The sequence below is a fragment of the Serpentinimonas raichei genome (genome assembly GCF_000828895.1).
Taxonomy (GTDB): Bacteria; Pseudomonadota; Gammaproteobacteria; order Burkholderiales; family Burkholderiaceae_C; genus Serpentinimonas; species Serpentinimonas raichei.
In genome coordinates this window covers 962,257-988,691 of sequence record NZ_AP014568.1, presented here as the reverse complement: position 1 = coordinate 988,691, position 26,435 = coordinate 962,257, and the positions used below count along the sequence as shown (strand labels likewise).

The 26,435-nt window shown below is 67.5% G+C and carries 21 protein-coding genes; 10 read left to right on the top strand and 11 right to left on the bottom strand.

Annotated features, from left to right (window positions below; genetic code table 11):
* Positions 1-91: 91 nt before the first annotated feature.
* Positions 92-1,360: an ABC transporter substrate-binding protein gene (locus SRAA_RS04675; RefSeq protein ID WP_045531228.1), complete on the bottom strand. Its 1,269-nt coding sequence runs from the start codon at positions 1,358-1,360 to the stop codon at positions 92-94.
* A 276-nt stretch (positions 1,361-1,636) separates the two neighbouring features.
* Between SRAA_RS04675 and SRAA_RS04670 the strand changes: the two genes are divergently transcribed.
* From SRAA_RS04670 to SRAA_RS04630, 9 genes are all read left to right on the top strand, one after another.
* Positions 1,637-2,308: a response regulator transcription factor gene (locus tag SRAA_RS04670; protein WP_045531227.1), complete on the top strand. Its 672-nt coding sequence runs from the start codon at positions 1,637-1,639 to the stop codon at positions 2,306-2,308.
* Positions 2,305-3,822, top strand: a complete 1,518-nt coding sequence (locus SRAA_RS04665) for a sensor histidine kinase (protein WP_231849336.1) — start codon at positions 2,305-2,307, stop codon at positions 3,820-3,822. The genes SRAA_RS04670 and SRAA_RS04665 overlap by 4 nt, the downstream gene beginning before the upstream one ends.
* Positions 3,823-3,946: 124 nt before the next feature.
* Positions 3,947-5,410: a glucose-6-phosphate dehydrogenase gene (gene zwf / locus SRAA_RS04660; RefSeq protein ID WP_045531226.1), complete on the top strand. Its 1,464-nt coding sequence runs from the start codon at positions 3,947-3,949 to the stop codon at positions 5,408-5,410.
* On the top strand, positions 5,407-6,225 hold the full coding sequence (pgl, locus tag SRAA_RS04655) for a 6-phosphogluconolactonase (protein ID WP_052467486.1): 819 nt from the start codon (positions 5,407-5,409) through the stop codon (positions 6,223-6,225). The genes zwf and pgl overlap by 4 nt, the downstream gene beginning before the upstream one ends.
* Before the next feature lie 2 nt (positions 6,226-6,227).
* On the top strand, positions 6,228-8,066 hold the full coding sequence (edd, locus tag SRAA_RS04650) for a phosphogluconate dehydratase (protein WP_045533282.1): 1,839 nt from the start codon (positions 6,228-6,230) through the stop codon (positions 8,064-8,066).
* A gap of 63 nt (positions 8,067-8,129) precedes the next feature.
* Entirely contained in the window at positions 8,130-8,843 is a 714-nt protein-coding gene (eda, locus tag SRAA_RS04645; protein WP_082039911.1) for a bifunctional 4-hydroxy-2-oxoglutarate aldolase/2-dehydro-3-deoxy-phosphogluconate aldolase, read from the top strand.
* Positions 8,844-8,876: 33 nt separating this feature from the next.
* Positions 8,877-10,511 carry a glucose-6-phosphate isomerase gene (gene pgi / locus SRAA_RS04640; protein ID WP_052467485.1) on the top strand — a complete coding sequence of 545 codons (1,635 nt, stop codon included), beginning with the start codon at positions 8,877-8,879 and terminating at the stop codon, positions 10,509-10,511.
* A 58-nt stretch (positions 10,512-10,569) separates the two neighbouring features.
* Positions 10,570-13,326, top strand: coding sequence for a phosphoenolpyruvate carboxylase (gene ppc, locus SRAA_RS04635; RefSeq protein ID WP_045531225.1), 2,757 nt, complete (start codon positions 10,570-10,572; stop codon positions 13,324-13,326).
* A 36-nt stretch (positions 13,327-13,362) separates the two neighbouring features.
* The gene (locus tag SRAA_RS04630; protein WP_045531224.1) at positions 13,363-14,115 is read left to right on the top strand and encodes a glutathione S-transferase family protein; all 753 of its coding nucleotides are present in this window, start codon (positions 13,363-13,365) and stop codon (positions 14,113-14,115) included.
* Positions 14,116-14,154: 39 nt separating this feature from the next.
* Here the strand turns inward: SRAA_RS04630 and arfB are convergent, their stop codons facing one another.
* The 9 genes from arfB to guaB form a co-directional block, all read right to left on the bottom strand.
* Positions 14,155-14,553: an alternative ribosome rescue aminoacyl-tRNA hydrolase ArfB gene (gene arfB, locus SRAA_RS04625; protein ID WP_045531223.1), complete on the bottom strand. Its 399-nt coding sequence runs from the start codon at positions 14,551-14,553 to the stop codon at positions 14,155-14,157.
* Positions 14,554-14,666: 113 nt separating this feature from the next.
* Positions 14,667-15,875: a DUF3322 domain-containing protein gene (locus SRAA_RS04620; RefSeq protein ID WP_045531222.1), complete on the bottom strand. Its 1,209-nt coding sequence runs from the start codon at positions 15,873-15,875 to the stop codon at positions 14,667-14,669.
* The gene (locus SRAA_RS04615) at positions 15,872-19,288 is read right to left on the bottom strand and encodes an ATP-binding protein (RefSeq protein ID WP_045531221.1); all 3,417 of its coding nucleotides are present in this window, start codon (positions 19,286-19,288) and stop codon (positions 15,872-15,874) included. The genes SRAA_RS04620 and SRAA_RS04615 overlap by 4 nt, the downstream gene beginning before the upstream one ends.
* Positions 19,281-19,985 carry a DUF4194 domain-containing protein gene (locus SRAA_RS04610; protein ID WP_045531220.1) on the bottom strand — a complete coding sequence of 235 codons (705 nt, stop codon included), beginning with the start codon at positions 19,983-19,985 and terminating at the stop codon, positions 19,281-19,283. The genes SRAA_RS04615 and SRAA_RS04610 overlap by 8 nt, the downstream gene beginning before the upstream one ends.
* A gap of 18 nt (positions 19,986-20,003) precedes the next feature.
* Positions 20,004-21,476 carry a DUF3375 domain-containing protein gene (locus SRAA_RS04605; protein ID WP_045533276.1) on the bottom strand — a complete coding sequence of 491 codons (1,473 nt, stop codon included), beginning with the start codon at positions 21,474-21,476 and terminating at the stop codon, positions 20,004-20,006.
* A gap of 104 nt (positions 21,477-21,580) precedes the next feature.
* Complete coding sequence (guaA, locus tag SRAA_RS04600; protein ID WP_045531219.1) at positions 21,581-23,197, bottom strand: glutamine-hydrolyzing GMP synthase; 1,617 nt, start codon at positions 23,195-23,197, stop codon at positions 21,581-21,583.
* A 24-nt stretch (positions 23,198-23,221) separates the two neighbouring features.
* Positions 23,222-23,560, bottom strand: a complete 339-nt coding sequence (locus SRAA_RS04595) for a HepT-like ribonuclease domain-containing protein (protein WP_045531218.1) — start codon at positions 23,558-23,560, stop codon at positions 23,222-23,224.
* A complete protein-coding gene (locus SRAA_RS04590; RefSeq protein ID WP_045531217.1) occupies positions 23,557-23,847 on the bottom strand; it encodes a nucleotidyltransferase family protein in 291 nt (96 codons plus the stop codon). The genes SRAA_RS04595 and SRAA_RS04590 overlap by 4 nt, the downstream gene beginning before the upstream one ends.
* A gap of 11 nt (positions 23,848-23,858) precedes the next feature.
* A complete protein-coding gene (gene guaB / locus SRAA_RS04585) occupies positions 23,859-25,328 on the bottom strand; it encodes an IMP dehydrogenase (protein WP_045531216.1) in 1,470 nt (489 codons plus the stop codon).
* 61 nt (positions 25,329-25,389) lie between these two features.
* Here guaB and SRAA_RS12445 point away from each other — a divergent pair, with 61 nt between their 5' ends.
* Positions 25,390-25,983, top strand: a complete 594-nt coding sequence (locus SRAA_RS12445) for a DUF4124 domain-containing protein (protein ID WP_045531215.1) — start codon at positions 25,390-25,392, stop codon at positions 25,981-25,983.
* 53 nt (positions 25,984-26,036) lie between these two features.
* On the opposite strand, the gene SRAA_RS04575 is transcribed toward SRAA_RS12445, so the two are convergent.
* Positions 26,037-26,435, bottom strand: a complete 399-nt coding sequence (locus SRAA_RS04575; RefSeq protein ID WP_045533274.1) for an RnfH family protein — start codon at positions 26,433-26,435, stop codon at positions 26,037-26,039.

Below are 26,435 nucleotides of genomic sequence, written 5' to 3'. Positions count from 1 at the left end.
CAGGCATGCAGGCGGCACCCGGATCGGGGTGCGCGCCTGCGCTTTCAAGACTGCAAAATTGCAGCCAAATCAGCCACAAGGCTGCCGTGGATCAGCGCGTCTGCGCCGCGCGGGCGAGCCGCTCTTGGGCGTTTTGCACCGTCACGCGGTCGTCGTTCCAGAATTGGCTCACCACATCTTGCATGGCGCCCGAGGCCGCCGAACGCACCGCCATGCCGTGCGCGATCGAGGGCACCAAGGTGCCACGGCGCGCGGTTTCCACGAAATCGCGCGAGCTCATGCGGGCGCATTCATCGAAGCGCTCCAAGTTCATGTTCAGCCGCACCGGGATCGAGCCCTTGTTGAGGTTGAACACCTCTTGGAACTCCGGCGACAAAATGGCGTTGGCCAAATCGCGCTGGGCCCGGGTGTTGGCCTCGTTGCGCAGGCGGAACATGGCAAAGGAGTCGACGTTGAAGGTGAAGGCATTGGCGGTGCCGGGCGCTGCCACGCAGCCAAAGTCACGCCCCGGCACCCGACCGGCGGCAATGAACTCGCCCTTGGCCCAGTCGCCCATCAGTTGCATGCCGGCTTCACCCCGAATTACCATCGCCGTGGCCAGGTTCCAGTCGCGGCCGGGGGCGTTGCGGTCGGTGTGCGCCTTGACGCGGCGAAAAGTCTCGAGCACGCGCGTCATGGTTGCGCTGCGCAGCGCGGTCTGGTCGAGTTGCACCTGCGCGCTGCGGTAAAAATCGGTGCCGCCCACACCCAAGGCGACCGATTCAAACAAGGTGAAGTCTTGCCAATTTTGCCCGCCGTGTGCCAGCGGAATCACGCCGGCACGGCGCAGCGCCTCGGCAGCGACAAAAAACTCGTCCCAGTTGGTGGGCACGCGGGCCCCAGCGCGCCTGAACACCTCGGGGTTGGTCCAGAGCCAATTGACCCGGTGCACGTTGACCGGCACCGCAATCCAGTTGCCGTTGTGTTTCATGATGTCGCCGATCACGCGCGGCACCAAATTGTCCCAGTTGCCGGCGCGGGCCACGTCGTTCAGGTTGGTCAGCACCCCAAGCTCGCCCCACTCTTGCAACGACGGTCCTTTGATCTGCGCCGCCGAAGGCGGGTTGCCCGCCATCACGCGCGACTTGAGCACCGTCATGGCGTTGTCGCCGCCGCCGCCGGCCACGGCAAAATCGCGCCAGGTGTGGCCTTTCTGCTGCATCTGCTGCTTGAGCGCGGCCGCAGCGCGCGCCTCGCCGCCGCTGGTCCACCAGTGCAGCACCTCCACCTCGCCGCCCGTGGTCTGGGCAAATGCGGTGGCTGTCAGCAGCACGGTGGCCGCAGCCACCAGCGTTTTCTTGATGTCTATGAGTTTGCGCATGATCGGATCGTCTCCTGAAGCTTTGGGGTTTGAAGGACGCTGCCTGCCCGAGGGAGGCTGAACCCGTTACCGGGCAGCGGCGAAATCTTAACAAACAATTAATTTATTAATACCAGGTTAAACCCTGAAGCCAAGGCCCGCTCTGGGCCCGCCGGCTTGGGGGCAAGCACGGCACAATGAAGGGTCTGCATCGGGGCGCGCCAAGCTGGCCCAAACGCCAGCCGCATACGCCATGCCCCGTCTCGATGCGCCGTTGATTCCATCGCACCCACTCCCATGAAGCTCCTGCTGGCCGAAGACGACCCCCTCCTGGCAGATGCTTTGCTGCAACAACTCGGCCGCGCGGGTTATGCGGTGCAGCACGCGCCCAATGGTGCAGTGGCCGAGTATTTGCTAGAGCACCAACCGTTTGACATTGCGGTGCTCGACCTTGGCCTGCCCATGGTCGATGGCCTGACCGTGTTGCAGCGCTTGCGCCGCAGCAATCCGGGTCTGCCGGTGTTGCTGCTGTCAGCACGCGATGCGCTGGATGATCGGGTGGCCGGCTTTGAAGCCGGGGCCGACGACTACGTGACCAAACCCTTTGACTGGCCCGAATTGCAAGCCCGCTTGCAAGCCTTGCTGCGGCGCAGCCTGCCCCAGCAGACGGCGCTGCAATGGCAGGGGCTGGTGCTGGAACCCGAGCGCCGGCGCGCCACCCACAACGGCACGGCGCTCGAACTCAGTGGGCGCGAGTGGTCGCTGCTCAATCTGCTGATCGAGCAACGCGGCAACGTGGTCACCAAAGACCAGATTGCCGCCACCTGGTCCGGCGAAGGTGCCGAAAGCGGGCCCGGCAACACGATCGAGGTTTACATCCACCGCTTGCGGCGCAAGCTCGAAGGCGCGAGCGTGCTGATACGAACCGTGCGCGGATTGGGCTATCTGATGGAGGCCGAAACCCCTTGAGCGCCCCCGCTTCATCCACTGCCCCGGCCGCTGCAAAGCCGCCCCTGAAGGGACACCGTTTGCGCTTGTCGCGCCAGTTGCTGCTGTGGCTGTTGCTGCCGCAAATCGTGCTCTGGGCCGCGGGTGGTGCCGCCGCCTACCGGCTGGCCGCCAGCTACGTCGATCAGGCGCTCGACATGGGGCTGGCGCAATCCAGCCGGGCCTTGGCGCGCCAGCTCAAACCGCTGGGCGATGGCTTGCTGATCGATTTTCCGCGGGCCGCACAGGCCATACTCGAAGCCGACCCGCAAGACCGCCAGTTTTACATGGTCAGCTCGCCGCCGGGCAGCTTCATCCTGGGCAACCACACCTTGCCGCCTCCGCCGCCCGAGGTGCAGGCCAACCCGCAGCCAGATCAGCCGTTTTTCTACGATGGCCTGATGCCCTCGATGCCGGGCAGCGACACCCTGGTGCAGGTGCGGGTAGTGGCCTTGTACCAGTTGCTCGACGCCGAGTTCGGGGCCGCCCGGCAGCAGGTGCTGATTCAGGTGGCGCGCAGCAAAACCACGCGCCAACAACTGGTGGAGCGCATTTTGGTGGATATGCTGCTGCCCCTTTCAACCCTGATGGTCTTGATGAGCCTGATCGTTTGGTTCGGGATTCAGGCCGGACTGGCCCCGATCCGGCGCCTGACGCAGCAAGTCGAGGGCCGTGCGGCCAGCAAACTCGATCCGATCGAGCTCGACGGCGCGCCGCTGGAGCTGCACGCGCTGGCGCAGGCGCTCAACACCCTACTGGCCGATGCACGCCAGCACCTAGAGCAGCAGCGGCGCTACATCGGCGATGCCGCGCACCAGTTGCGCACGCCCTTGGCGGGCCTAAAGGCGCAAACCGAACTGGCGCTGCAACAACTCGAAACCAGCGAGCGCGCCGAATTGCGCCAGCGCCTGGCCAAGGTGCACGAGAGCGCCGCCCGCAGCGCCCACCTCGTGAACCAGTTGTTGAGCCTGGCGCGTTCCGAGCCCGGTGCACCGCTGCCCCAAATGCAGCGCACCGACTTGCTGGCGCTGCTGCAAACCGTGGTGGCCGAATGGGTGCCCAAAGCCTTGCGCGCCCAAATCGACCTCGGTTGGGAACACCGCGATGGCGCAGCCGCTTGGGTCTGGGCCGAACCCACGCTGCTGCGCGAGGTCCTCTCAAACCTGATCGACAACGCCATTTTGTACGCAGGCAGGGGGGCCGAAATCACGGTCGGGCTCGACTCGGCCTCGGAGCCGCTCCAGATCTGGGTGCGCGACAACGGACCCGGGATCGCGCCCGAGCTGCGCGAACGCGCCTTCGAGCGCTTTTTCAGGGGCACCCAGCAAGGCAATGGCTGCGGCTTGGGGCTGGCCATCGTGCGCGACATCGTGCAGCGCCACGGTGGCGAGGTGGCGTTGCGGCATCCGTCCGAAGGCGGGCTGGAGGTGCGCATCAGCTTGCCTGCAATGGAGGCGCCAGCGCCAGCGCCAGCGCCAGCGCTCAGCACGGATTAAAAACTTCTAGCACCGGCATTTTGCCTTGCCCAGATTTGGATTGCAACCGGTGGTTTCGCCGCGCGCCTGTTTTTGTAACTTAGTTACAATGCAGTCACCCCCCACCAGAAAACGGAATGCCTCCATGACCGCAGCAACGAAACAAGCGCTCGACCTGCTCATCTTTGGCGGGGCCGGCGACCTCTCATGGCGCAAGCTGCTGCCGGCGCTGTACATGGCGCATGCGCACCAGCGGCTGCCAACGGCCACCCGCATCATCGCGCTGGGCCGCCAGGCGTGGAGCACGGCCCAGTACGTGGAATTTGTGCAAGGGGCCAGCACCCAACACATCGACACCAGCGAAATGCAGCCCGAGGTGTGGCAAGCGTTTTTGCAACGGCTCGAATACGTGCCGCTCGATGCCACCCAAGCCGCCGACTACGCGCGGCTGGCCGCCTGCCTGACGCCGCAGGCACAACGCGTGTTCTACCTTGCCACCGCCCCGACCCTATTCACCCAGATTTGCCAGCACCTGGACAGCGCCGGGCTGGTCGATGCGCAAGCGCGGGTGGTGCTGGAAAAACCGCTCGGCCACGACCTGCCTTCGGCCAAAGTGATCAACGAAGCGGTGGCGCGCCACTTTGGCGAGCAACAAATCTACCGCATCGACCACTATTTGGGCAAGGAAACGGTGCAAAACCTGATGGTGCTGCGCTTTGGCAATGCCATTTTCGAACCGCTATGGCGCGCGCCCAGCATCCGCAGCGTGCAAATCACGGTGGCCGAATCGGTGGGCGTGGGCAGCCGTGCCGGTTTTTACGACCAGACCGGGGCCCTGCGCGACATGGTGCAAAACCACCTGTTGCAACTGCTGTGCATCGTGGCCATGGAGCCCCCCATATCGCTCGACCCCGACGACGTGCGCGACGAAAAACTCAAGGTCTTGCGCAGCCTGCAACGGCTCGATGCTGCAGCCCTGCGCCAGCACACCGTGCGCGGCCAGTACATTGCCGGGGCGGCACAGGGCGAATCGGTGTGCGGCTACCTCGATGAGGCCAACGTCCCACCCGATAGCCAGACCGAAACCTTTGTGGCGCTGCGCACCCACATCAACAACGCGCGCTGGGCCGGGGTGCCGTTTTTTTTGCGCACCGGCAAGCGGCTGCAAACGCGGCGCTCGCAGATCGTGATCGATTTTGCGCAGCCGCCCTTTTCCATCTTTGGCACCCAGCCGCCCAACGAACACCCGAATCGGCTCATCATCACCTTGCAGCCCGAGGAGTCGATCCAGTTGCAGATGATGGCCAAAATCCCCGGTTCGGGCCTGAACATGAAGCCGGTGTTCCTCGACCTAGACCTCGAATCCGCCTTCGCAGGCCGGCGCGCCGACGCCTACGAGCGGCTGCTGGTGGACGTGATCAAGGGACGGCTGACCCACTTCATGCGGCGCGATGAACTCGAAGCCGCCTGGAAGTGGGTGGACCCGATCTTGCAGGGCTGGCAGGCGCTGGGCGAAAAGCCGCGCCCCTACACCGCGGGCACTTGGGGCCCGGCCGCCTCCTCGGCCCTGATGGCCCGCGAGGGCTGTAGCTGGTTCGAGGAATCATGAGCGCCGCCAACCCCCCTCCCCTTGCCGCGCCGGAACCGGCCGTTGCGCGCCCACCGGGTGTGCGCGAACACCGCTGCGCCTGCCCGGCCTCCATGGCCTTGGCGCAGGCACAGTGCATAGCCGGGCAGTTGCAGACGGCCATCGCGCAGCGCGGCCGGGCCACGCTGGCGGTTTCGGGCGGGCGTTCGCCCATTGCCTTGTTCGAGCAGTTGCGCCAGCAAGACGTGGATTGGGCGCGGGTGCACCTCACGCTGGTCGATGAGCGCTGCGTACCCGAACAGCACCCCGACAGCAACGCCCTCTTGGTGCGCAAGCACTTGCTGCAAGGTGTGGCGGCGCAGGCGCGCTTCACGGCTTGGCTTGACCCACCTCCTTGGCCATTGGGCTTGAACGAACAGGCTGAGGAGCTTGCAGACCCTGCTGACCCTACAGCGGCTGCGCTCCGCGCCGCCCCCGCCTTGGCCGAACGCGCCAGCCAGCGCCTGCGCGCGCTCGGGGACGTGCTCGACGTGCTGCTGCTGGGCATGGGCGACGACGGCCACACCGCCTCGTGGTTCCCCGACAGCCCCGGTTTGCACGAGGCGCTGCACGGCACGCAGCCGGTGGTGCATACGCTGCCGCGCACGGCAGAGCACCCACGCCTGACGCTTACGCGCGCCTGGGTGCTGGCCGCACGCCAGCGCCACCTGGCCTTGGCCGGTGCGGTCAAGCTGGCGGTGTACCAGCGCGCCCTGGCAGCCCCTTCGCCCGCTTTGCCGGTTTCGTTTGTGTTGGAGCGGGCCGCTGGCCCGATCGATATTTGGATGGCCCCCTGATCATGCAACCCACCCCTGCCCCACCCTTGCACGACGCGCTGGTGCGCGTGACGCAGCGCATCGTCGAGCGCAGCCGCGCCACCCGCGCCACCTATTTGCAAACCACGGTCGCCTCCAAGCGCCCGCAGCGCTACCGCGCCGGCATGGGTTGCGCCAACGTCGCGCACGCCTTTGCCGCCATGCCCGCATCCGACAAGCTGGTGCTGCACCAAGAGCGCCAGCCCAATGTGGGCATCGTCACCGCCTACAACGACATGCTGTCGGCGCACCAGCCCTATGAAAACTACCCGGCCCAGTTGCGGGCGTGGGCGCGCGAGCTGGGCGCCACGGCGCAGGTTGCGGGTGGCGTGCCCGCCATGTGCGACGGCGTCACCCAAGGCTACGAAGGCATGGAGTTGTCGCTCTTTTCGCGCGACGTGATCGCGTTGGGCACCGCCGTGGCCCTGACGCACAACGTCTACGACGGCGCCTTGTTGCTGGGCATTTGCGACAAGATCGTGCCCGGCCTGTTGATCGGGGCCTTGCAGTTTGGGCATTTGCCGATGCTGTTCGTGCCCGCTGGCCCCATGAGTTCGGGCTTGGCCAACGACGAAAAAGCCAAGGTGCGCCAGCAGCACGCCCAAGGCCTGGTCGACCGGGCCACCTTGCTGGCAGCCGAAGAAGCCGCCTACCACGGCCCCGGCACCTGCACCTTCTACGGCACCGCCAACTCGAACCAGATGCTGCTCGAGATCATGGGCCTGCAATTGCCAGGCTCCTCGTTCGTGCATCCGGGCACCGAACTGCGCCAAGCCCTGAACCGCCATGCGGTGCAGCGCCTGCTGGAGCTGGCGCGCGCCGAAGCGCCGCAGACGCTGGCCGACATCGTGAGCGAAAAAACGGTGGTCAACGGCATCATCGGGCTGCTGGCCACCGGTGGTTCGACCAACCACACGATCCATCTGGTGGCGGTGGCGCGCGCCGCCGGCATCCTCATCAACTGGGACGATTTTGCCGACCTCTCAAGCGCCATTCCGCTGCTGACGCGCATCTACCCGAACGGCAAGGCCGACGTGAACCACTTTCACGCCGCCGGCGGCATGGGTTTCTTGATCGACCAACTCCTCGGCGCCGGGTTGCTGCACGAGGACGTGCAAACCGTCATGGGGCCGGGCCTGCACCGCTGCGCCCAAGAGCCCTGGCTCGACGCTGGCCAACTGGCGTGGCGGGCGGCGGCGCAGCAATCGGCCGACGAGCAGGTGCTGCGCCCAGTCAGCCGGCCCTTCAGCCCGGACGGCGGGATCAAGCTGTTGCAGGGCAACTTGGGCCGCTCGGTGGTCAAGTACTCGGCGGTGGCGCCCGAACACCGGCGCGTGCGCGCCCCGGCGCTGGTGCTCGACAGCCAGCAGGCGCTGCTCGATTTGTTCAAGGCCGGGCAGTTGGAGCGCGATTTTGTGGCCGTGCTGCGCTTTCAGGGCCCGCAGGCCAATGGCATGCCCGAACTGCACAAGCTCACCCCGGTGCTGGGCAGCCTGCTGGACCGAGGCTTCAAGGTGGCGCTGGTCACCGATGGCCGCATGTCGGGCGCTTCGGGCAAGGTGCCCGCCGCCATCCACCTCAGCCCCGAAGCGCTGCTCGATGGCCCGATCGCCAAGGTGCGCGACGGCGACATGGTGCTGTTCGACTGCGAAGCGGGCTTGCTGCAAGTCGAGGTCGAAGCCGAGCAATGGAGCGCGCGCAGCGGCCAGCGCATCGACTTGGGCGCCAATGAGCACGGCTTTGGGCGCGAGCTGTTTGCGCTCTTTAGGCGCCACGCTGGCTTGCCCGAATGCGGTGGCTCGGCCCTGTTTGGCAACCACTGAACGCCAGCGCGTTTTGCCACCCCCATCCAGCCCCCTGCCCTCAAATCCCAGCCGCCCCCAGCCATGACCGCCACCCCAGCCCCAGCGCACGCCACCGCTGCGCCCCATGCGCCCGAACCGCAGCGCAGCCAACTGCCCCCCTTTCGTACCCGCGTGTTGCCCGTGGTCGCCTTGGCCCGCGCCGACGCGGCCGTCCGGCTGGCCCATGCGCTGCTCGAGGGCGGGATCGATGCGATCGAGATCACCCTGCGCACGCCCGCGGCGCTGGCCGCCATCGAAACGCTGGCACGCCAAGTGCCCGAGTTGGTGGTGGGGGCAGGCACCGTGTTGCGCCCGGCCGATCTGGTGGCAGTGCGCGACGCCGGCGCCCGCTTTGCCCTCGCGCCGGGTTGCACCCCGACCCTGCTGGCGGCGGCAGCGGCCATGCGGCTCCCTTTCATTCCCGGTGTGGCCAGCGCCAGCGAGGCCATGCTGGCGCACGAAGCCGGTTTTGGGCTGCTCAAGTGCTTTCCTGCCGTCCCGCTGGGCGGCGTGGAGCTGCTCAAGGCATGGGCCGGCCCCTTGCCCGAATTGCGCTTTTGCCCCACCGGCGGCATCGGGCTGGAGCAACTCGGGGCCTTTCTGTCCCTGCCCAACGTGGCGCTGGTGGGCGGCTCCTGGATCACCCCGGCGGCAGCGCTAGACTTGGGCGACTGGGCCCGCATCACCACGCTGGCGCGCCAAGCCTGCGCCGTGGCCGCGGCTGCGGCAGCGCCCTTGGGCACGGCACAGGCCTAATCCCTAGGCGCCGCTTTTGATCCGGGAACCCCCTTGACCTCCTTCAACCCACCCCTCCCCGCTGCCGCACCCACGCGGCACCCCAGTTGGCAACGCCTGCAAGCCCTGGCCGCACAAGGCCAGCTGCATCTGCGCGAGCTGCTGCGCGCCGATGCCTCCTCACCATCCCCCAACACCGGGCGCAGCCAGCGCTTGCAACTGCAGGCCGCCGGCTTGCGGCTCGACGCCCGGCACCAGGCTGTCACGCCCGAGGTGCTCGACGCCTTGCTCGAGCTGGCAGCCGATTGCCAAGTCGGCACCCAGGCCCAAGCCCTGTGCCGGGGCGAGCCGGTCAACTCCACCGAAGGCCGTGCCGTGTTGCACCCCGCCCTGCGCGCGGGCGCCATGCCCAACCCGCCTTGGGGGGCCGAGCTGGCGCAGCGCATCGAGTCCGAACTGGGCCGCTTTCTGGCGGCCGCCGAACGCCTGCGCAGCGGCCACTGGCTGGGCCACAGCGGGCAGCGCATCACCGACGTGGTCAACCTCGGCATCGGCGGCTCTGACCTCGGGCCGCGCATGGCGGTGGCCGCGCTCGAAAGCCTTGCTTGCAACGCGCCGGTGCGGGTGCACTTTGTCTCCAACCCCGACGCTTGGGCCCTGCACCGGGTGTTGCGCCCGCTCGATGCGGCGCGCACCGTCTTCATCGTCCAGAGCAAAACCTTCACCACCCAAGAGACGCTCACGCTGGCCGCCTCGGCGCGGCGCTGGCTGCACGGGCATGGGCTGCAAACCCCGGCGCAGCAGGCGCCCCATCTGATTGCCGTCACCGCAGCGCCCGCCATGGCGGCGCAGCAGGGCTACCGCAGCGATCACACCTTTGGTTTTTGGGACTGGGTGGGCGGGCGCTATTCGGTCTGGTCGGCCATCGGCCTGCCGCTGGCGATTGCGATCGGGGCGCAGGCGTTTCGTGAGTTTTTGCGCGGCGGCCACGCCATGGACCAGCACTTTTGGACGGCTGATGCGGCGCACAACATGCCGCTGCTGATGGCGTTGCTGGGCATCTGGAACCGCAACTTCCTGCATTGCCCCACCCACCTGCTGGCCCCCTACCCGAGCCGGCTCGATGCCTTTACCCGCTTTGTGCAGCAACTGGACATGGAATCCAACGGCAAATCCACCCATCTGAATGGGGACGCGGCGCAGGTATCCACCGGGCCGATCGTCTGGGGCGGACTGGGCATCGACGGCCAACACGCCTACTTTCAACTGCTGCACCAAGGCTGCCACCGGGTGCCAGTGGATTTCATCGGCGTGGAACAGGAAGACACCCCGCTGCCCTTGGCGGCCGAACACCACCGGGTGGTGCTGCTCAACCTGCGCGCCCAGGCGCTGGCGCTGGCCGTCGGGCGCGACCGGGCCGACACCGAGGCCGAATTGCGCGCCAGCGGCCTGTCTGAACCCCAGGTGCAGGCGCTGTGGCCACACCGCCGCTTTGCCGGCAACGTGCCCAACAGCACCCTGTGGTTGCCCGCACTCACACCGCATGCACTGGGGGCGTTGGTGGCGCTGTACGAACACAAAGTCTTTTGCCAAGCCGCCATCTGGGGCATTAACGCCTATGATCAGTGGGGCGTGGAACTGGGCAAAACCTTGGCCAAAGCCATGGAGCAAGGCCCCGCCCCCGCCTGAAAACCACCTCCTGCGAACCCTCCCGAGCGAGCGCTGGCGCTGCGCTCTTTGAATCCCGATGGCAAAAAAAGACCAGCCCCTGATCGACGACATCCGCCTGCTCGGCCGCTTGCTCGGCGACGTGATCCGCGAGCAAGAGGGTGCCGAAATTTTCGGGCTGATCGAGCAGATCCGCCAGTTGGCGGTGGCCTTCCGGCGCGACGCCGACCAGTCTGCCGACCGCCAGCTCAAGCGCCTGCTGCAGGGCCTGAGCGACGACCAAGCGGTGAGCGTGATCCGCGCCTTCACCTACTTCAGCCACCTGGCCAACTTGGCCGAAGACCGGCACCACATCCGCCGCCGCGCCGTGCACGAGCAGGCCGGGCGCATCCAGCCCGGCAGCTTGGCGCACACCTGGGGCCGCCTGCAGCAAGCCGGCGTGGGCCGTGCGCAGTGGGCACAGGCGCTGCAAAACGCGCACGTGGCCCCGGTGCTCACCGCGCACCCGACCGAGGTGCAGCGCAAGAGCATTCTGGACGCCGAACGCGAACTGGCGCGCCTGCTGGCCCAGCGCGACGGCCTGGCGCTGGCGCGCAACCGGGACGAGAACGAAGCGCAGATGCGCGCGCGCATCTTGCAGCTCTGGCACACCCGCTTGCTGCGTTTCACCAAGCTCAGCGTGGCCGACGAAATCGAAAACGCGCTCGGCTACTACCAAAGCACCTTCATCCCCGAACTGCCCCGGCTCTACCGCAGCCTGGAGGCGGCGCTAGCAGGCCAGCCGGTGCCGCCTTTTTTGCGCCTGGGCCAGTGGATCGGCGGCGACCGCGACGGCAACCCGAACGTCACGGACTGCACGCTGCGGCTGGCGCTGCAGCGCCAAGCCGACCTGATCTTGCGCCACCACCTGACCGAGGTGCACTGGCTCGGCAGCGAGCTCTCGCTCTCGGCAATGCTGCTGCCGGTGCCCGCCGCCATGCAGGCGCTGGCCGAGCGCTCGCCCGACACCAACGCGCACCGCCAGGACGAACCCTACCGGCGCGCCCTCACCGGCGTCTATGCCCGCTTGGCCGCCACCCTGACCGAGCTCACCGGCGGCCACGCCACGCGCCACGCCGTCGCCCCGCAACAACCCTACCCCAGCGCCGAGGCCTTTTTGGCCGATCTGCGCCTGCTCGACGCCGCCTTGAGCGAACAGGGTTGCGCCGCCTTGGCCCAAGCGCGCCTGCGCCCGCTGCTGCGCGCCGTCGAGGTGTTTGGCTTTCATCTGGCCACGCTGGACTTGCGCCAAAGCTCCGATCAACACGAGGCGGCGCTGGCCGACTTGCTGGCGCAGGCGCGCATCGAGGCCGATTACAGCGGCCTCGACGAAGCCGCCAAGCAGGCGCTGCTGCTGCGCCAGCTCAACGACGTGCGGCCGCTGCGCCTGCCCGAAGCCAGCTACCAGCCGCACACCCTGAGCGAGCTGGCGATCTTCGAGGCCGCACGCCAGGCGCGCCAGCGCTACGGGGCGGCCGCGATCCGGCACGCCATCATCAGCCACACCGAGAGCGTGAGCGACCTGCTCGAAGTGCTGCTGCTGCAAAAAGAGGCCGGGCTGCTGCACGGCACCTTGGACGGGGCCGCGCGCGCCGAGCTGATCGTGGTGCCGCTGTTCGAGACCATCCCCGACCTGCGCCAGGCCAGCGCCATCATGGAGGCCTATCTGCGCCTGCCCGGCATCGAACCGATGCTGCGCCGCGCCGGTGCGCTGGAGTACGGCGAGCAGGAAATCATGCTCGGCTACTCCGACAGCAACAAAGACGGCGGCATCATCACCAGCAACTGGGAGCTGTACCAGGCCGAAACCGCGCTGGCGGCGCTGTTCGACCGGCTCGGCACCGAGTTCGGCCAGCCCATAGCCCTGCGCCTGTTTCATGGCCGTGGCGGCACCGTGGGGCGAGGCGGCGGCCCAAGCTACCAAGCCATATTGGCGCAACCGCCGGGCACCGTGCGCGGCCAGATCCGCCTGACCGAACAAGGCGAGGTGATCGGCTCCAAGTACGCTAACCCCGACATCGGGCGGCGCAACCTCGAAACGCTGGTGGCCGCCACGCTGGAGGCCACCCTACTGCCGCCGGGGCTGGCGGTGCCGCCGAGGTTTTTGCGCGCTGCCCAGCGCCTGTCGGATGCCAGCATGGCCGCCTACCGCGATCTGGTCTATGAAACGCCGGGTTTTGCCGATTATTTTTTCAGCGCCACCCCGATCCGCGAAATCGCCGAGCTCCACATCGGCTCGCGCCCGGCCTCGCGCAAAGCCAACCAGCGCATCGAAGACCTGCGCGCCATCCCCTGGGGATTCAGTTGGGGCCAGTGCCGCCTCACGCTGCCGGGCTGGTATGGGCTGGGCAGCGCCGTCGAGGCCCTAGGTGCCGAACTGGGGCACGGGCGCGCCCAGCGCCTGCTGCGCCAGATGCACCGCCACTGGCCGTTTTTCAGCACCCTGGTCTCCAACATCGACATGGTGCTGGCCAAAAGCGATTTGTCGCTCGCGCGCCGCTACGCCGAGCTGCTGCCCGATGCCGCGCTGCGCCAGCGCATTTTTGGCCGCATCGAGGCCGAATGGCAGCGCACCCAGGCCGCCCTGACGCTCATCACCGGGCAGGGCGAGCGGCTGGCCGACAACCCGGCGCTGGCGCGCTCGATCGAGCAGCGCTTCCCCTACATCGACCCGCTGCACCACCTGCAAGTCGAGCTGATCGCGCGCCACCGCAGCGGCAATACCGCCGAAAAGGTCAAGCGCGGCATCCACCTGACCATCAACGGCATCGCTGCCGGGCTGCGCAACACCGGTTGAGGCGGCCACCGACCCCGCTTAGGACAATCACCCCACATGAACACTCCCACCCATTCCACCGATCCCCACACCCAGCCGCTGGTGCTGCACCACCTAGAGCAATCGCGCTCGCAGCGCATCCTCTGGCTGCTGGAAGAAATGGGCCTGCCCTACGAGCTCAAAACCTATGCCCGCCAGCGCAGCAACCGGCTGGCGCCGCCCGAGCTCAAGGCCGTGCATCCGCTGGGTAAATCGCCGGTGCTGGGCCACGGCGAACTGGTGCTGGCCGAATCGGGTGCCATTTTGGAATACCTGGCCGAGACCTTCCCCGAGCGCGCCAGCGGCGATCTGGCGCAACTGGTGCCCGCACCCGGCACGCCCGAGCACCGGCAGTGCCGCTTCTGGCTGCACTACGCCGAAGGCTCGCTGATGCCGTGGCTGCTCATGAAGCTGGTGTTCCAGATGCTGCCGCGCCAGCCCATGCCCTTTTTTGTGCGCCCCGTGGTGCAGCCGATCGTGCACTACGTCTGCCAGCAGGTGCAGCACAAGCTGATCGACCCGAACCTGCAAACCGCCCTGCCCTACATCGAGCAAGAGCTGGCGCAGCGGCCCTGGTTTGCCGGCGCACACCTGAGCCTGGCCGATTTTCAAATGAGCTATCCCCTAGAAGCCGCGCTCACGCGCTTGGGTGGCGCACCCGGTAGCGCGGCCCGCAAAAAATGGCCTCACATCCACGCCTGGCTGGAGCGGGTGCAAGCGCGCCCGGCCTACCAGCGCGCCTTGGCCAAAGGCGGGCCGGTGATGTGGTAGCTCCCCTGGTTGAACAACGGAGCGGGGGCCGGGTTGCGGCTACTCAGAAACTTTGCCGCGCCCGATTTTGAGCGATGACCGTTGCGCCTTGCCCTCCAGGCGGCGCTGCTGGGAGCCGTAGGTGGGCCGGGTGGGTTTGCGGGGCTTGGGCACGTGCGCGGCGCGCTCGATGAGCGCGTGCAGGCGGGCCATGGCCTCGGCCTTGTTGCTCTCTAGGCTGCGCGAGCCTTGCGCCTTGATCACCAGCACCCCGTCGGCAGAGATTCGGCTATCCGACCGGGCCAGCAGCCGCTCTTTAATTGCTGCGGGCAGCGAGGAGGCCGCGATGTCGAAGCGCAGGTGCACGGCCGTGGAGGCCTTGTTGACGTGCTGACCACCCGGTCCCTGCGCACGGATGGCGCTGAACTCGACTTCGGATTCGGGGATGAGGGGGTGCATGATGGGCGGCTGGTGTGCAAATCGGCTCTTGTCGAACCAGCTAGGTGGAGCACGTTGGGTGGCCGTTGCCTGGCCTGCGCACTTTCATTTCCGTTGTCCTTGCTTGAATTGACTCAGCGCAGCCGCCCGATCAAGCACCCAAAACCCACTCGCTCCTGCTCCAGCCGCAGCCTGGGTTGCAGGCGCTCGAAGCGCAGTTCATCATACACGGCGGCCTCCTCGGGCGTCAGGCGCGGCAAGTCGTGGCGCACGGGATCGGGCTCCTCGCCCCAGTGCGCGCGGTGTGCCAGCAGCGTCTGGCGGTCCATGAGCAAGGACGCGGCGCGCGGGAAGTGGCCCCGGAGTTGGTCCAAGATGGCAAAACCGTGGGTGTCGATGTCGCCCCAGTAGTGCAGCGGGCAGCGCTGCAGCCACTCGGCGCGCGCCAGCGCCTCCCAGCCGTAGCCCTCACCAAAGACCACCAGGGCGCGCGCCACTGGCGGGAAAGCGAGGAAGTTGGTCTCGTTCTCGGTGATGAACACGCGCTCGACGGGCAGCGCGAGGCGGGCAAAACTGGCCGCATCGAGCGTGAGGTCGGGCAGCAGCGCGCTGTCGGTCAAGCCGGGCAGGCTCGCGCAGTTGGGCAGGCCGAGCAGGCTCGGCAGGGCCGGGTCGAGCAAGCGAAAACGAATGCGCAGCGGCTTGTCTAGGAAGCCGAAGCGGCGGGCAAATTGCGCCCCGCCGCTGGCTTGGGTGTTGATGCAATCGGGCGGCAAGGCCAGCTCCAGCAGCTCGGCCAACACGCCCCGGTGCGCCTCGATGAACTTGCTGTGCACCCCCGGTGCGTCCACCTGGCGCAGATAAACGCCCGGGCGCGGGTGCGCCTGCAGCCAAGCCACCACGGCCAGCAGGCGCTCCCAGCGCTCGGCCAAGTCCAGCGCCTGCAGCGGGCGCTTGCGCAACCACGCCAGCAGCGCCGGTTGCGCAGCGGCCGTCTGCTGCCACAGCGCCTGGAAGCGCTGGGCCTGGCGCGCCTTGCCGATGAAGGCCAAGGCCGCTGGCAGGGAGTCGAGCCACAGCGCCGCCGGCAGCCGCTGCGCGCCCTGTACCCGATGGTTCCAATCGCGCCATTCGATGCGCACCTGCTCCGTGTCGGAGATGGCGCGCACCCAGTCGCGCACCGCCTCGAAGCGCTCGGACAAATCGGCCGCGCTCGGGGCTTTCAGGCTCAGGCGCAGGGGCCACGCCACGGCACCCGCGTCCACCGCCGCGCGCAGCAAATCGCCGCGCTCCCACAGGCGCTGGACCTGGGCGCGCAGGTCGGCCGGCAGGGTCCAGCTCATGCGGGCGCGCCGCCAATGGCCGCGCTGGCGTCGCCCAAGCCGGGCGCGGTCTCGGCCGCTTTGTGCGCCCGGTACTCCTCGATCGACAGGCAGCGCAGCCTGGAATCGCGCCCGCCCTCGTTGTGTACGAAGCCCACGCTGGCCACGTAGGGCTCGATGATGTGGATTTTTTGCAGCGGCGTGACGATCAACAACTGCAGGTTGAGCTGCTGGAACAGGCGCAAGCCGTACTGCGCCGATTCGTCCGAGCCGCGCCCGAAAGCCTCGTCGATGACCACGAAGCGAAACGAGCGCGAACGCACCGCCCCCCACTCCAGCCCAAACTGGTAGGCCAGGCTCGCGGCCAGCACGGTGTAGGCCAATTTTTCTTTCTGGCCGCCCGACTTGCCGCCCGAGTCCGAGTAGTGCTCGTGCTCGGCCCCGTCGGCGCGCCAGCGCTCGCTGGCCGAAAACAAAAAGCCGTTGCGCACATCGCTGACCTTGGCGGTCCAGCGCCGGTCGGCGTCCGCCAGCCCCTCCCGGCCACGGAAGCGGTCGATGATGGCCTTGACCTGCAAAAACTTGGCTTCCGAATACTGCTCGTCGGCAGCGGCGGTCAGCGCGCCTTCGGTGCAGGCGCGCAAGTCTTGCTGGAAGTCGCGGATTTCGGCATCCGGGCTGGGCTGCGCCAGCAGCTTGATGGTGCGGCCGGGGTTGTAGTCGATCGCCTGCAGCGACTGGTTGATGAGGTTGACGCGCTCCTTGATGGTCTCGCGCTCGCGTGCCAGTTGGGCGTTGAAGTGGGCAATCTCGTTGATGGTGTTGACGTTGAGCAGTTCCTTGAAGCGCGCCTCGAAGCGCGGCAGGTCGTCACCCTTAAGGCCGCTGAGCATGCGCTCGTACTCCGGCAGCGCCGCAAGGGCCACGTCCATCTCGCTGGTTTCGGCCTTGAATTCCTCTTTGACACCGCGCATGGCGTTGATGATGCGCTCGCTCAGGCGCGCCAGGCGCTTGTCTTCGGCGTCGATGCGGTCTTGCAGCCACTTGCGCAGCTCCTGCTCGCGGTTGTCGCAGGACTCTACCGACAGTTGATGCGCACCCAGCGCTTGCGCGCGCCAGCCGTCCAGGCGCTCGATCTGCTGCGCCTCGAGCGGCATGGCTTGGCTGGCAGCGCGGGCCTGATCGCGCAGCTCTTGCGCCGCCGCACGCTTGGCTCTGCCCTCCCCGCGCTTGTCCAGCGCCTCGGCGCGCTTGTTTTCGGTATCAGTCAGCCGGCCTTGCACCGCCTGCAACTGGCGCCCCAACTCTTGCAGGGTGTTGGATGCGGCTTCGAGCCGCGCCCGCTCCTCGGTGAGCGCGGCCATTTCGCGCGCCAGGCTCATCCAGTCGATGTCGGCAAAGCGCGTGAACTCCTCCAGCTTGCTGAGTGCATCCAGCCGGCCTCGCAGTTCTTTGCGCGCCTGCTGCAGTGCGGCGATGCCCTGCCCCAGCGTGGCGAGTTGCTGCTCCAGGCGCTGGCGCTGGTCGCGCAAGGCGCGCAGCTTGTCGGCGTTGCTCCAGCCCAGCACGTAGCGGCTGCGGTCGTCGATGCGGCGGCGGTCGTCCTTCTCGTGGCGGCCCGTTGGGTCTTTGATCTGGCCGGCGCGCGTGATGGCGCGGGCCTCGCGCCGGAACTGCTCATCGGAGTCGCAGCAGGACACGTCAAAGCGGTTGCGCAGCTCCTGCTCCAGCCACTCGGCGTGCGGCGAATCCGGCTTGATGAGGAGCTTGCGCAGCAGCGATTGCGGCTGCGGGCTGGCCGCGCCCTGCGCGGCCTTCCGCTGCCGCACATGAAAATACACCAGCCGCGCACCCAGATGCTGGCGCTCCACCCATTGCGCCAGCGCCGGGTAGTGGGCCTCGGGCACCAGCAGCGCCAGGCCAAAGCCGCGCAGCAAGCGCTCGGCAGCGCCTTCCCAATCGCGCTCGTCGTCGCGCACCTGCATGAGCTCGCCCGCAAAGGGCAGTTCGCCTTCGTCGATCGCCAGCGCCGCGCACAGCGCCTCGCGGATGCGAACCTGGGCGGCGTCGATGTTGCTCTTGCGCCGCTCCAGGCTCTCGATCTCGTCGGACAAGGCGGCGTGCTCCTCACGGCCCTTGCGAAACGCGAAGTCCTGCTCGCGTTCGCGGTTGTCGAGGTCGGCGATTTGCTCGCGCAAGCCTTCGGCACGCTGGGCAATGCCCTGCTGCTGCGCCAGAAAACCGGCTTCATCGCCGGGTGCTGCCTCGTCGATGCGGGCCAGCAGCTCGTGCAAGCGGTCAGACCGCTTTTGCCGCTGCACCTTGTCCTGCTCCAGGCGGCGAATCTGCGCCGCCAGTTCCTCCAGCCGGTCGCCGCCGTTGTCGCGCAAGGCGCGCTCCAGTTGGCCCACTTCCAGGCGCTCGGCCTCGCGCTGCGCGTCCAGGCGCTCGATCTGGGCTTCGAGCCGGGCGGCATCCTGCGCCAGCAAGGCCAGACGGTGCTCCAGCAGCTCGCCCTTGAGCCGGGCAAAGTAGGGCCGCAGCGCCTCGCGCCCCTCGCGCCAGCCCTGGATTTCGGCCAGCAGGGCCTTGTGGCGCTGGCCATCGGCAACCAGCGGCGCCAGCAACTCGACTTGGCGCTTGGCCTTGAGCACGGCCTGGTGCGCGCGGTCCAGGTCGTCGAAGTGGCGGATCAGGGCCTCGATGCGGCTGGCCACATCGAAGGGCTCCAGCATGTGGCTGCGCACGAAATCGGTGAGGTTGCCCACCGACTTCATCGACACCGTCTGATGGAACAGCTCCAGCGCCTGCTCGTGCTCGATGCCGAAGCGGCGGCGAAACCAGGCCCCGTAAGGCGGGAAGCCCTCGAACAGCTCGCAGCCCGCGCCGCGCAGCTTCTTGCGCAAGCCGGCGATGTCGCTGCCAAAGCCGCTGAAGTCGTCGGCAATGGCCAGCGCCCGCTCGGCCGCCACGAACAGGCGCGCGGGCTGGCCCTGCGGGTCTTTCAGCCAGAACACCTGGGCCAGCGTCACGGCCTGGTCATAGCCCTCGTTGCGAAACACCGCCAGGATGACCGAGTAGCTCGACGCATCGCGCAGCGCCACCGGCCTGCTGCTCCCGGTGACCTCGTTGCGCTCGCTCTTGTAGTGGCCCAGCACGTAGGAGCGCAAGCTGCGCTCGCGGGCATCGGCCCCGGCGGCCTTGTTGTAGGCCACGCGCTGCGCCGGCACCAGCAGCGTGGTGATGGCATCGACCAAGGTCGATTTGCCCGAACCGATGTCGCCCGTGAGCAGGCCGTTGCGGCCATCGAGCTCGTAGCGCCAGACACGCTGGTCGAAGGTGCCCCAATTGAGCACCTCCAGCCGTTGCAGCCTGAAGCCCACCCGGCTGTCGTCGGCCACGAAGTCCAGGCCAATTGTGGGCGCTTCAAGCATCGGTCGCCTCCCGTGCTGCACCGGGCTCGCTGCCTGAGCCCGACAAGGCCGTGCGATAGCCCTCCAGCCGCGCCTCAAACTCGGCCAGCCACTGCGCATCGACAAAGGCTTTTAGGATGCGCCGCACTTCGTAGTGGCTGCGCTCCTGCCGCGCGGTCTGGCCGCTGCCGGCCGTGGGCTTGAGGCGGCGCAAAAAGCCCAGCTCCACCACTTTGCTCAGGGTCGCGTCCACTTGGTCGATCAAGCGCGCCTCGTTCGTGCCATCGGGCAGGAACACGCGCACCAACTCGGCGATCTCGTCGCGCGAGAGCACCAGCCGCGTGTCGCCCGCACCGGCGTCGAACTCGGCCATGCGCTTTCTGAGCAGGGCCAGCATCAGGCTGACCGGGTAAGACAAGGGCCGGCGCGCCACCAGCCTGGGCAGGCGCGGCGCGCCCTCGGCTTCGTCCGGGTCTGGGCGGCTCTTGAGGAAGGCGTGGCCCTCGGCCTCGTCTTGCACCAAGTCCAGCAACAGCACCGCGGCCTGCTCCCGCACCCGCGCCTGCAAGCGCAGCAGGCTGGCCCACAGGCGCTCATCTTCTTCGCGGTAGAGCACGCCCTTGAGCAAATGCAGCAACAGTTGCGACAGTTCAGGCGCTGCGGGCGCTGCGCTGGGCGCGGCGGCCAGGGCCAAATCGTGATCGAGTGGGTCGTTCATGCTCAATTGCTCTCGATATCAGCGCGTGAAGATCACACGCGGCAAGCGCGCCTGGCGCGTCACGGTTTCGCCCGCTGCGTTGTGGGCCTGCCAACGGATCGGCTCTTGCACGGCTTCGTCCACCACGGCGCGCAGGCCACCCAGGGCGTCGCTGCCGGGATCGGCATGGGCCAGCTCCAAGTAGGCCACCAGCTCGGCCAGGCCTTGGCGCAGCGGCTCGGCGTGCAACAGCTCGCGCAGCGTGATCTGCGGCTGGCGGCGCAGGGCGCCTTGCACCGCCGAGCGCAGGCGCGCCTTGTCCACCACGATCTGGTCAAACAAGCGCGCGGTGTCGATCTCGTCTGCGCCCACCTCGAGCGCCAGTTGGGCCAGCAGCGGCTTGGCGCTCGGCGTGTGCAAGGGCCGCTCCAGCGGCAGCTCGATCTCTGCGCCCATGGCGTCGATGTGCATCACCGTGCCCGCAGGCAGGGCCTGGCGCAAGCCCAGCGCCCGGCTCTCGATGCCGCGCAGCAAGTCCAGGATGCGGCGGTTTTCCAAAAAGGCGCGGTCGTCCAAAAAGCGGCGCATTTGCTGCGACAACTGCGCCACCGTGCGCTGCGTGTGTTCGCCCGCCTCCAGCCAATCGTGGTGCACGCGGCGCATGCGCGGCTCGGGCTTGAGCGCCGCCACCGCAGGCAGCGCCAGCGCCCGATCCAGCCGCTCGGCCAGCTCCTCCTGGCGCCGGCTGGACAAGAGAAAGTCCCAAAAGCCACGAAAACTGCGGCCCTGGTCCGAATCGCTGATGGCATCGCGCTCGCCCATGATCTGGTCCAGCAAGGCCCCTTTGCTGCCGTCCCAGAGCGCGATTTTTTCGCGCACCTTGCGGTCGAGCAGGCGGAAGTTGTGCTCCACCTCGCGAAAGTCGGCCAGCAGCTCGCGCGCCAGTTGCTGGAACTGCTGGAAGCGGTCCTTCACCGCCGTGTCGTCGAGCAGGGGCAGCTCGCCCGCCTGCACGCGGGCGATCTCGGCGTCGAGCGCATCGCGCTTCTTGCGCAGCTCGTCCAGGCGCTTGACTGGGTCGGCCTCGGTGCCGTCGCTGATCTGCTCCAGCAGCGCAAACAGCGTGAGCAAGCGCGACTCGGTGCCCACAAACGGCCGCTCGATGAGCGACAGCAGCCAGGCAACGGCCTTTTCGGTCGCGGGCGTGAGCTCGAACTGCGCCTCGTCGGTGCCCGGCTTGTAAAACTTGCGCAGCCAACCCTTGTCGGGCGCGGCCCAGTCGTTCAGGTACTCGCTGGCCGCCTTGGGGTAGGCGTCGGCACCGATCTGCTCGCGCAAGGCGTACAACTCGTCCTCCAGCGCCTCGGCCAAGTCGGCCTCGTTCATCACCCGCACGTTGGGTGCCACAAACACCCGGTGCAAAAAGCTCGCCAGCAGCGGCGCATGAGCGGAAGCCAGCAAGCGCCAAGCCGGGTGGCGCTCGCGCAACATTGCAAGGGTGGCGTGTTCCATGGTCATCGAAGGGCGCTGCGTGGCGCGGACGGGCTCATCGCATCACGTCAAGGCCGCACTGAACGCATTTCCAGCCTGGTCCGACGGCTGCCCCAAGCTCCGTGTCACTCCCACTCGATCGTCGCCGGCGGTTTGCTGCTCACATCGTAGGTGACGCGGTTGATGCCGCGCACTTCGTTGATGATGCGCCCCGAAACGCGCTTGAGCAGGCTGTAGGGCAGTTCGGCCCAGTCGGCGGTCATGAAGTCGCTGGTCTGCACCGCGCGCAGCGCCACCACGTAGTCGTAGGTGCGGCCGTCGCCCATCACGCCCACGCTCTTGACCGGCAAAAACACGGCGAAGGCCTGGCTGGTGAGCTCGTACCAGCTCTTGCCGCTGTGCGGCTCGATGGTCGAGCGCAGTTCTTCGATGAAGATGGCGTCGGCGCGGCGCAGCAAGTCGGCGTACTCGGGCCGCACCTCGCCCAGTATGCGCACGCCCAGCCCCGGCCCCGGAAAGGGGTGCCGATAGACCATGGCGGGCGGCAAACCGAGCGCCACGCCGAGCTCGCGCACCTCGTCTTTGAACAAATCGCGCAGCGGCTCCAGCAGCTTGAGGCCGAGCTGCTCGGGCAGGCCGCCCACGTTGTGGTGGCTCTTGATGCTCACCGCCTTTTTGCTCTTGGCTCCGCCGGACTCGATCACGTCTGGGTAAATCGTGCCTTGTGCCAACCACTTGGCAGCGGTTTTTGATGCACCACTTGCAGTGAGTTTGGCGGCCTCGGCCTTGAACACCTCGACGAACAGGCGGCCGATGATCTTGCGCTTTTGCTCCGGGTCGGACACACCGGCGAGCTCGCGCAAAAACAACTCGCTGGCATCGACGCGCAGCACGCGCAGGTGCAGCCGGTCGGCGAACATCTCCATCACCTGGTCGCCCTCGTGCAGGCGCAGCAGCCCGTGATCGACGAAAACGCAGGTGAGCTGATCGCCGATGGCGCGCTGGATCAGCGCCGCCGCCACCGAGGAATCCACCCCGCCCGAGAGGCCCAAGATAACCCCTTCGTCGCCCACTTGGGTGCGGATGCGCTGCACCGCTTCTTCGATGTGATCGCGCATCACCCAGTCGGGCCGGGCGGCGCAGATCTCGAGCACGAAGCGCTCCAGCAGGGCGCGGCCCTGCACCGTGTGCGTGACTTCGGGGTGAAACTGCACGCCGTAAAAGCGCCGCGCCTCGTCGGCCATGCCGGCAATCGGGCACGAATCGGTGCTGGCCATGAGTTTGAAGCCCGGCGGCAGCGCCGTAACTTTGTCGCCGTGGCTCATCCAGACCTTGAGCATGCCGTGCCCTTCGGGGGTGTGGAAATCGGCGATGTCGCGCAGCAAGGCGCTGTGGCCGCGCGCACGCACCTCGACGTAGCCAAACTCGCGCTGCGCCGAGCCCTGCACCTGGCCGCCCAACTGCTGCGCCATGGTCTGCATGCCGTAGCAGATGCCCAGCACCGGCAGGCCAAGCTCGAACACCGCCTGCGGCGCCCGGTCCTCGACTTCATAGACGCTGGCGTGGCTGCCCGAGAGGATGATGCCCTTCAAGTGGCCGCTGGCGGCCTGCTGGCGCAGCCAGTCGTCGCTCACGTCGCAGGGGTGCACCTCGCAATACACATGCGCCTCGCGCACCCGGCGCGCGATCAGTTGCGTGACTTGGGAGCCGAAGTCGAGGATGAGGATGTGGTCGTGGAGCATGGTGGGGTTGTAGGGAAATGGGTGTCAGTGCCCAGACTCGGCGAGCATGGCTTGAATGGCTTGCACCAGTTGGGGCAGTTGGTTTTCAAGCACGCGCTGCACCGCCAGCGCATCAATTTCACCCAGGTAGTTGTGCACGAGGATATTTCGAAAGCCGCTGATTTCGCGCCAAGGTATTTGGGTGTGGGCGTCTTTCAAGTGCTGGGGCAAGGCTTGGGTGGCCTCAGAGAGGGTTTGCAAATGCCGCAGCGTGGCCGCATACAGCACCTCATCGGTGAGCAAATCCCCCCGGTTTCTGATCGCCTCGATTTTTTTGGCCGCATCCAAAATGTGCAGCGCGTAGGGTTGCCAAGGCTTGCTCATAACTCGACCGCCTCCGCCAGCACACGGGAGCGAATGTGGGGGCTGAGTTCGTGCTCTGGCACCAGCTCGACACGGCGTTGCAGCAAATCGCTTAGGTCTTGAGTCAGTGGCAGACGCTGCGAAAAAATGTCGTATCCACGCGGCAGCACCACCAAAAAATCGACATCGCTTTGCGGGCTTTCTTCACCGCGTGCGACCGATCCGAATACGCGCAAATGCGAGCCGCCATAGCGCGATGCCAGGCGCTGCAACTCAGGGTTCAGGGCTCGCAATTGCTGGAGTAGCATAAGGGCACTCCTCACTCGGCCCGGTAATTCGGCGCCTCCTTGGTGATCTGCACATCGTGCACGTGGCTTTCGCGCACGCCCGCCGTGGTGATCTCGACGAACTCGGCTTGCGCGTGCAACTCGGCGATGCTGGCGCAACCGCAGTAGCCCATGGCGGCGCGCAGGCCACCGGCCATCTGGAACAGGATCGAGATCACCGAACCCTTGTAGGGCACGCGGCCTTCCACGCCCTCGGGCACGAGCTTGTCGGCGTTCGGGTTGCCGGTGCTGGACTCTTGGAAGTAGCGGTCGGCGCTGCCCTGCTGCATGGCCCCGATCGAGCCCATGCCGCGGTAGCTCTTGTAGCTGCGGCCTTGGAACAGCACGATCTCGCCCGGCGCTTCTTCGGTGCCAGCAAACACGCCGCCCATCATCACGCTGCTGGCCCCTGCGGCTATGGCTTTGGCGATGTCGCCGCTGTAGCGCACGCCGCCGTCGGCGATCAGGGGCACCCCGGTGCCCAGCAGCGCCGTGGCCACGTTGTCGATGGCGGTGATCTGCGGCACCCCGACCCCGGCCACGATGCGCGTGGTGCAGATCGAGCCCGGCCCGATCCCGACCTTGACGCCGTCGGCCCCGGCCTCGACCAGCGCGCGCGCTGCCGCCCCAGTGGCGATGTTGCCGCCGATCACCTGCACCTGCGGATAGTTTTGCTTGACCCAGCGCACCCGATCCAGCACGCCCCGGCTGTGGCCGTGCGCGGTATCGACCACGATTGCATCGACGCCGGCGCGCACCAGCAGCTCGACGCGCTCCTCGGTGCCAGCGCCCACGCCCACGGCGGCACCGACGCGCAAATGCCCGGCGGCATCGCGCGCGGCGTTGGGGAAGTTGAGCTGTTTGCGAATGTCTTTGACCGTGATCAGGCCCTTGAGCTCGAAGGCCTCGTTGACCACCAGCAGGCGCTCGAGCTTGTGCTTGTTGAGCAGCGCCTTGGCTTCCTCGGGCGTGGTGCCGTCGGGCACGGTGATCAGGCGCTCGCGCGGCGTCATGATCTCGCGCACCGGCAGTTCGGTGCGGGTCTCGAAGCGCAGATCGCGCCCGGTGACGATGCCCACCACCTTGCCGCCGTCGAGCACCGGAAAGCCCGAGATGCCGAGCTCTTCGGACAGTTGCAGCACCTGATAGACCGTGGTCTCGGGCGTGATGACCACCGGATCGCGCAGCACCCCGGACTCGTAGCGCTTGACCTTGGCCACGTGGGCGGCCTGGTTTTGCGGCGACAGGTTTTTGTGTACGATGCCGATGCCGCCCTCTTGCGCCAGCGCAATCGCCAGCCGGGCTTCGGTGACGGTGTCCATGGCGGCCGAGACCAGCGGCAGGTTGAGCGCGATGTCGCGCGTCAGGCGCGTGGCCAGCGAGGTGTCCTTGGGCAGGATATTCGAGTAGGCGGGCACCAACAACACGTCGTCGAAAGTGAGCGCTTTTCCGAGCAGGCGCATGGTAAAACTCCAAAACCGCTATTGTAGGCGGGCGGGCGAACGGTTATATTTCGCATCCACTATGCACAAGTTTTTCTTTGCTTCGGCCCTGATCCTGCTGCTGTCCAGCGCCGCACAGGCCGGCCCCACTTGGGTCTGGCTCGATGAGAACGGCCGCCGCGTGGCCAGCGACATGCCGCCGCCCGCCACAGTGCCCGATCAGCGGATTTTGCGCCGGCCCGCTGCCCCGGCCTCGGCCACAGCGCCCAGCGCCGCCCCTGCCGCACCAGCAGCAACGGCCACCCCGGCTCGCCCTGCCCCTGCGGGCGGCACGGCAGCGGGCCGCCTGACCGACGAGCAACTGCGCCAGCAAGTCGAGCAGCGCAACGCCCAAATCCGGGCCGACAACTGCCAACGCGCCCGCGCCTCGCTCGAAAGCTTGCAAGCCGGGGCCAGCCAACCGCTGTACATGGTGAACGAACAGGGCCAGCGCGTGACGCTGGACGAGGCCATGAAGCGCGCCGAAAGCGTGCGCCTGCGCCAGATCGTGCGCGACAACTGCGCGCCGCCTGCGGCCGCCAATCAGGCCGGGGCCGGGGCCGGGGCCGGGGCCGGGGCCGCTGCACCTGCGGGCGCGCCAGCAACCAGCCCGGCTCCGACACCGCCTCGGCCCTGAGGCCACCCCCCCCGGCACCCTCCGCCTGTGCGGACCCCGGCATGGCCTCGAATTCAGGCTGGATCGGGCTTGGCGGCCGGTTTTGTGTTGCGCTGCCGGTAGCGCTCGCGCCGCGCCACTTTCGGGTCCACCCGCAAGGGGCGGTAGATTTCGATGCGATCACCATCGTGCAGCACGGTTGTGGCAGCCGCTGGGCGGCCCCAGAGGCCGAACTCGGCGGCGGCCACGGCGGCAGCGGGCCAATCGTCGCCCTGATCGTCGTGGACGGCGGCATCTGCCCCGGCAGACCCGGCAGCCCATGTGCCCTTGGCACCTTGCTGGCACCCGGCAAGCCAATGCCGCTTGGCCTGCTCCAGCGCCTGCGCCAGCGTGCTGCCGGCGGGCAAATCCAGCGCAATTTCGCGCACTTGGCGCGCCGCGCTTGAATAAACCAGCGTGAGTTTCAGCGTCAT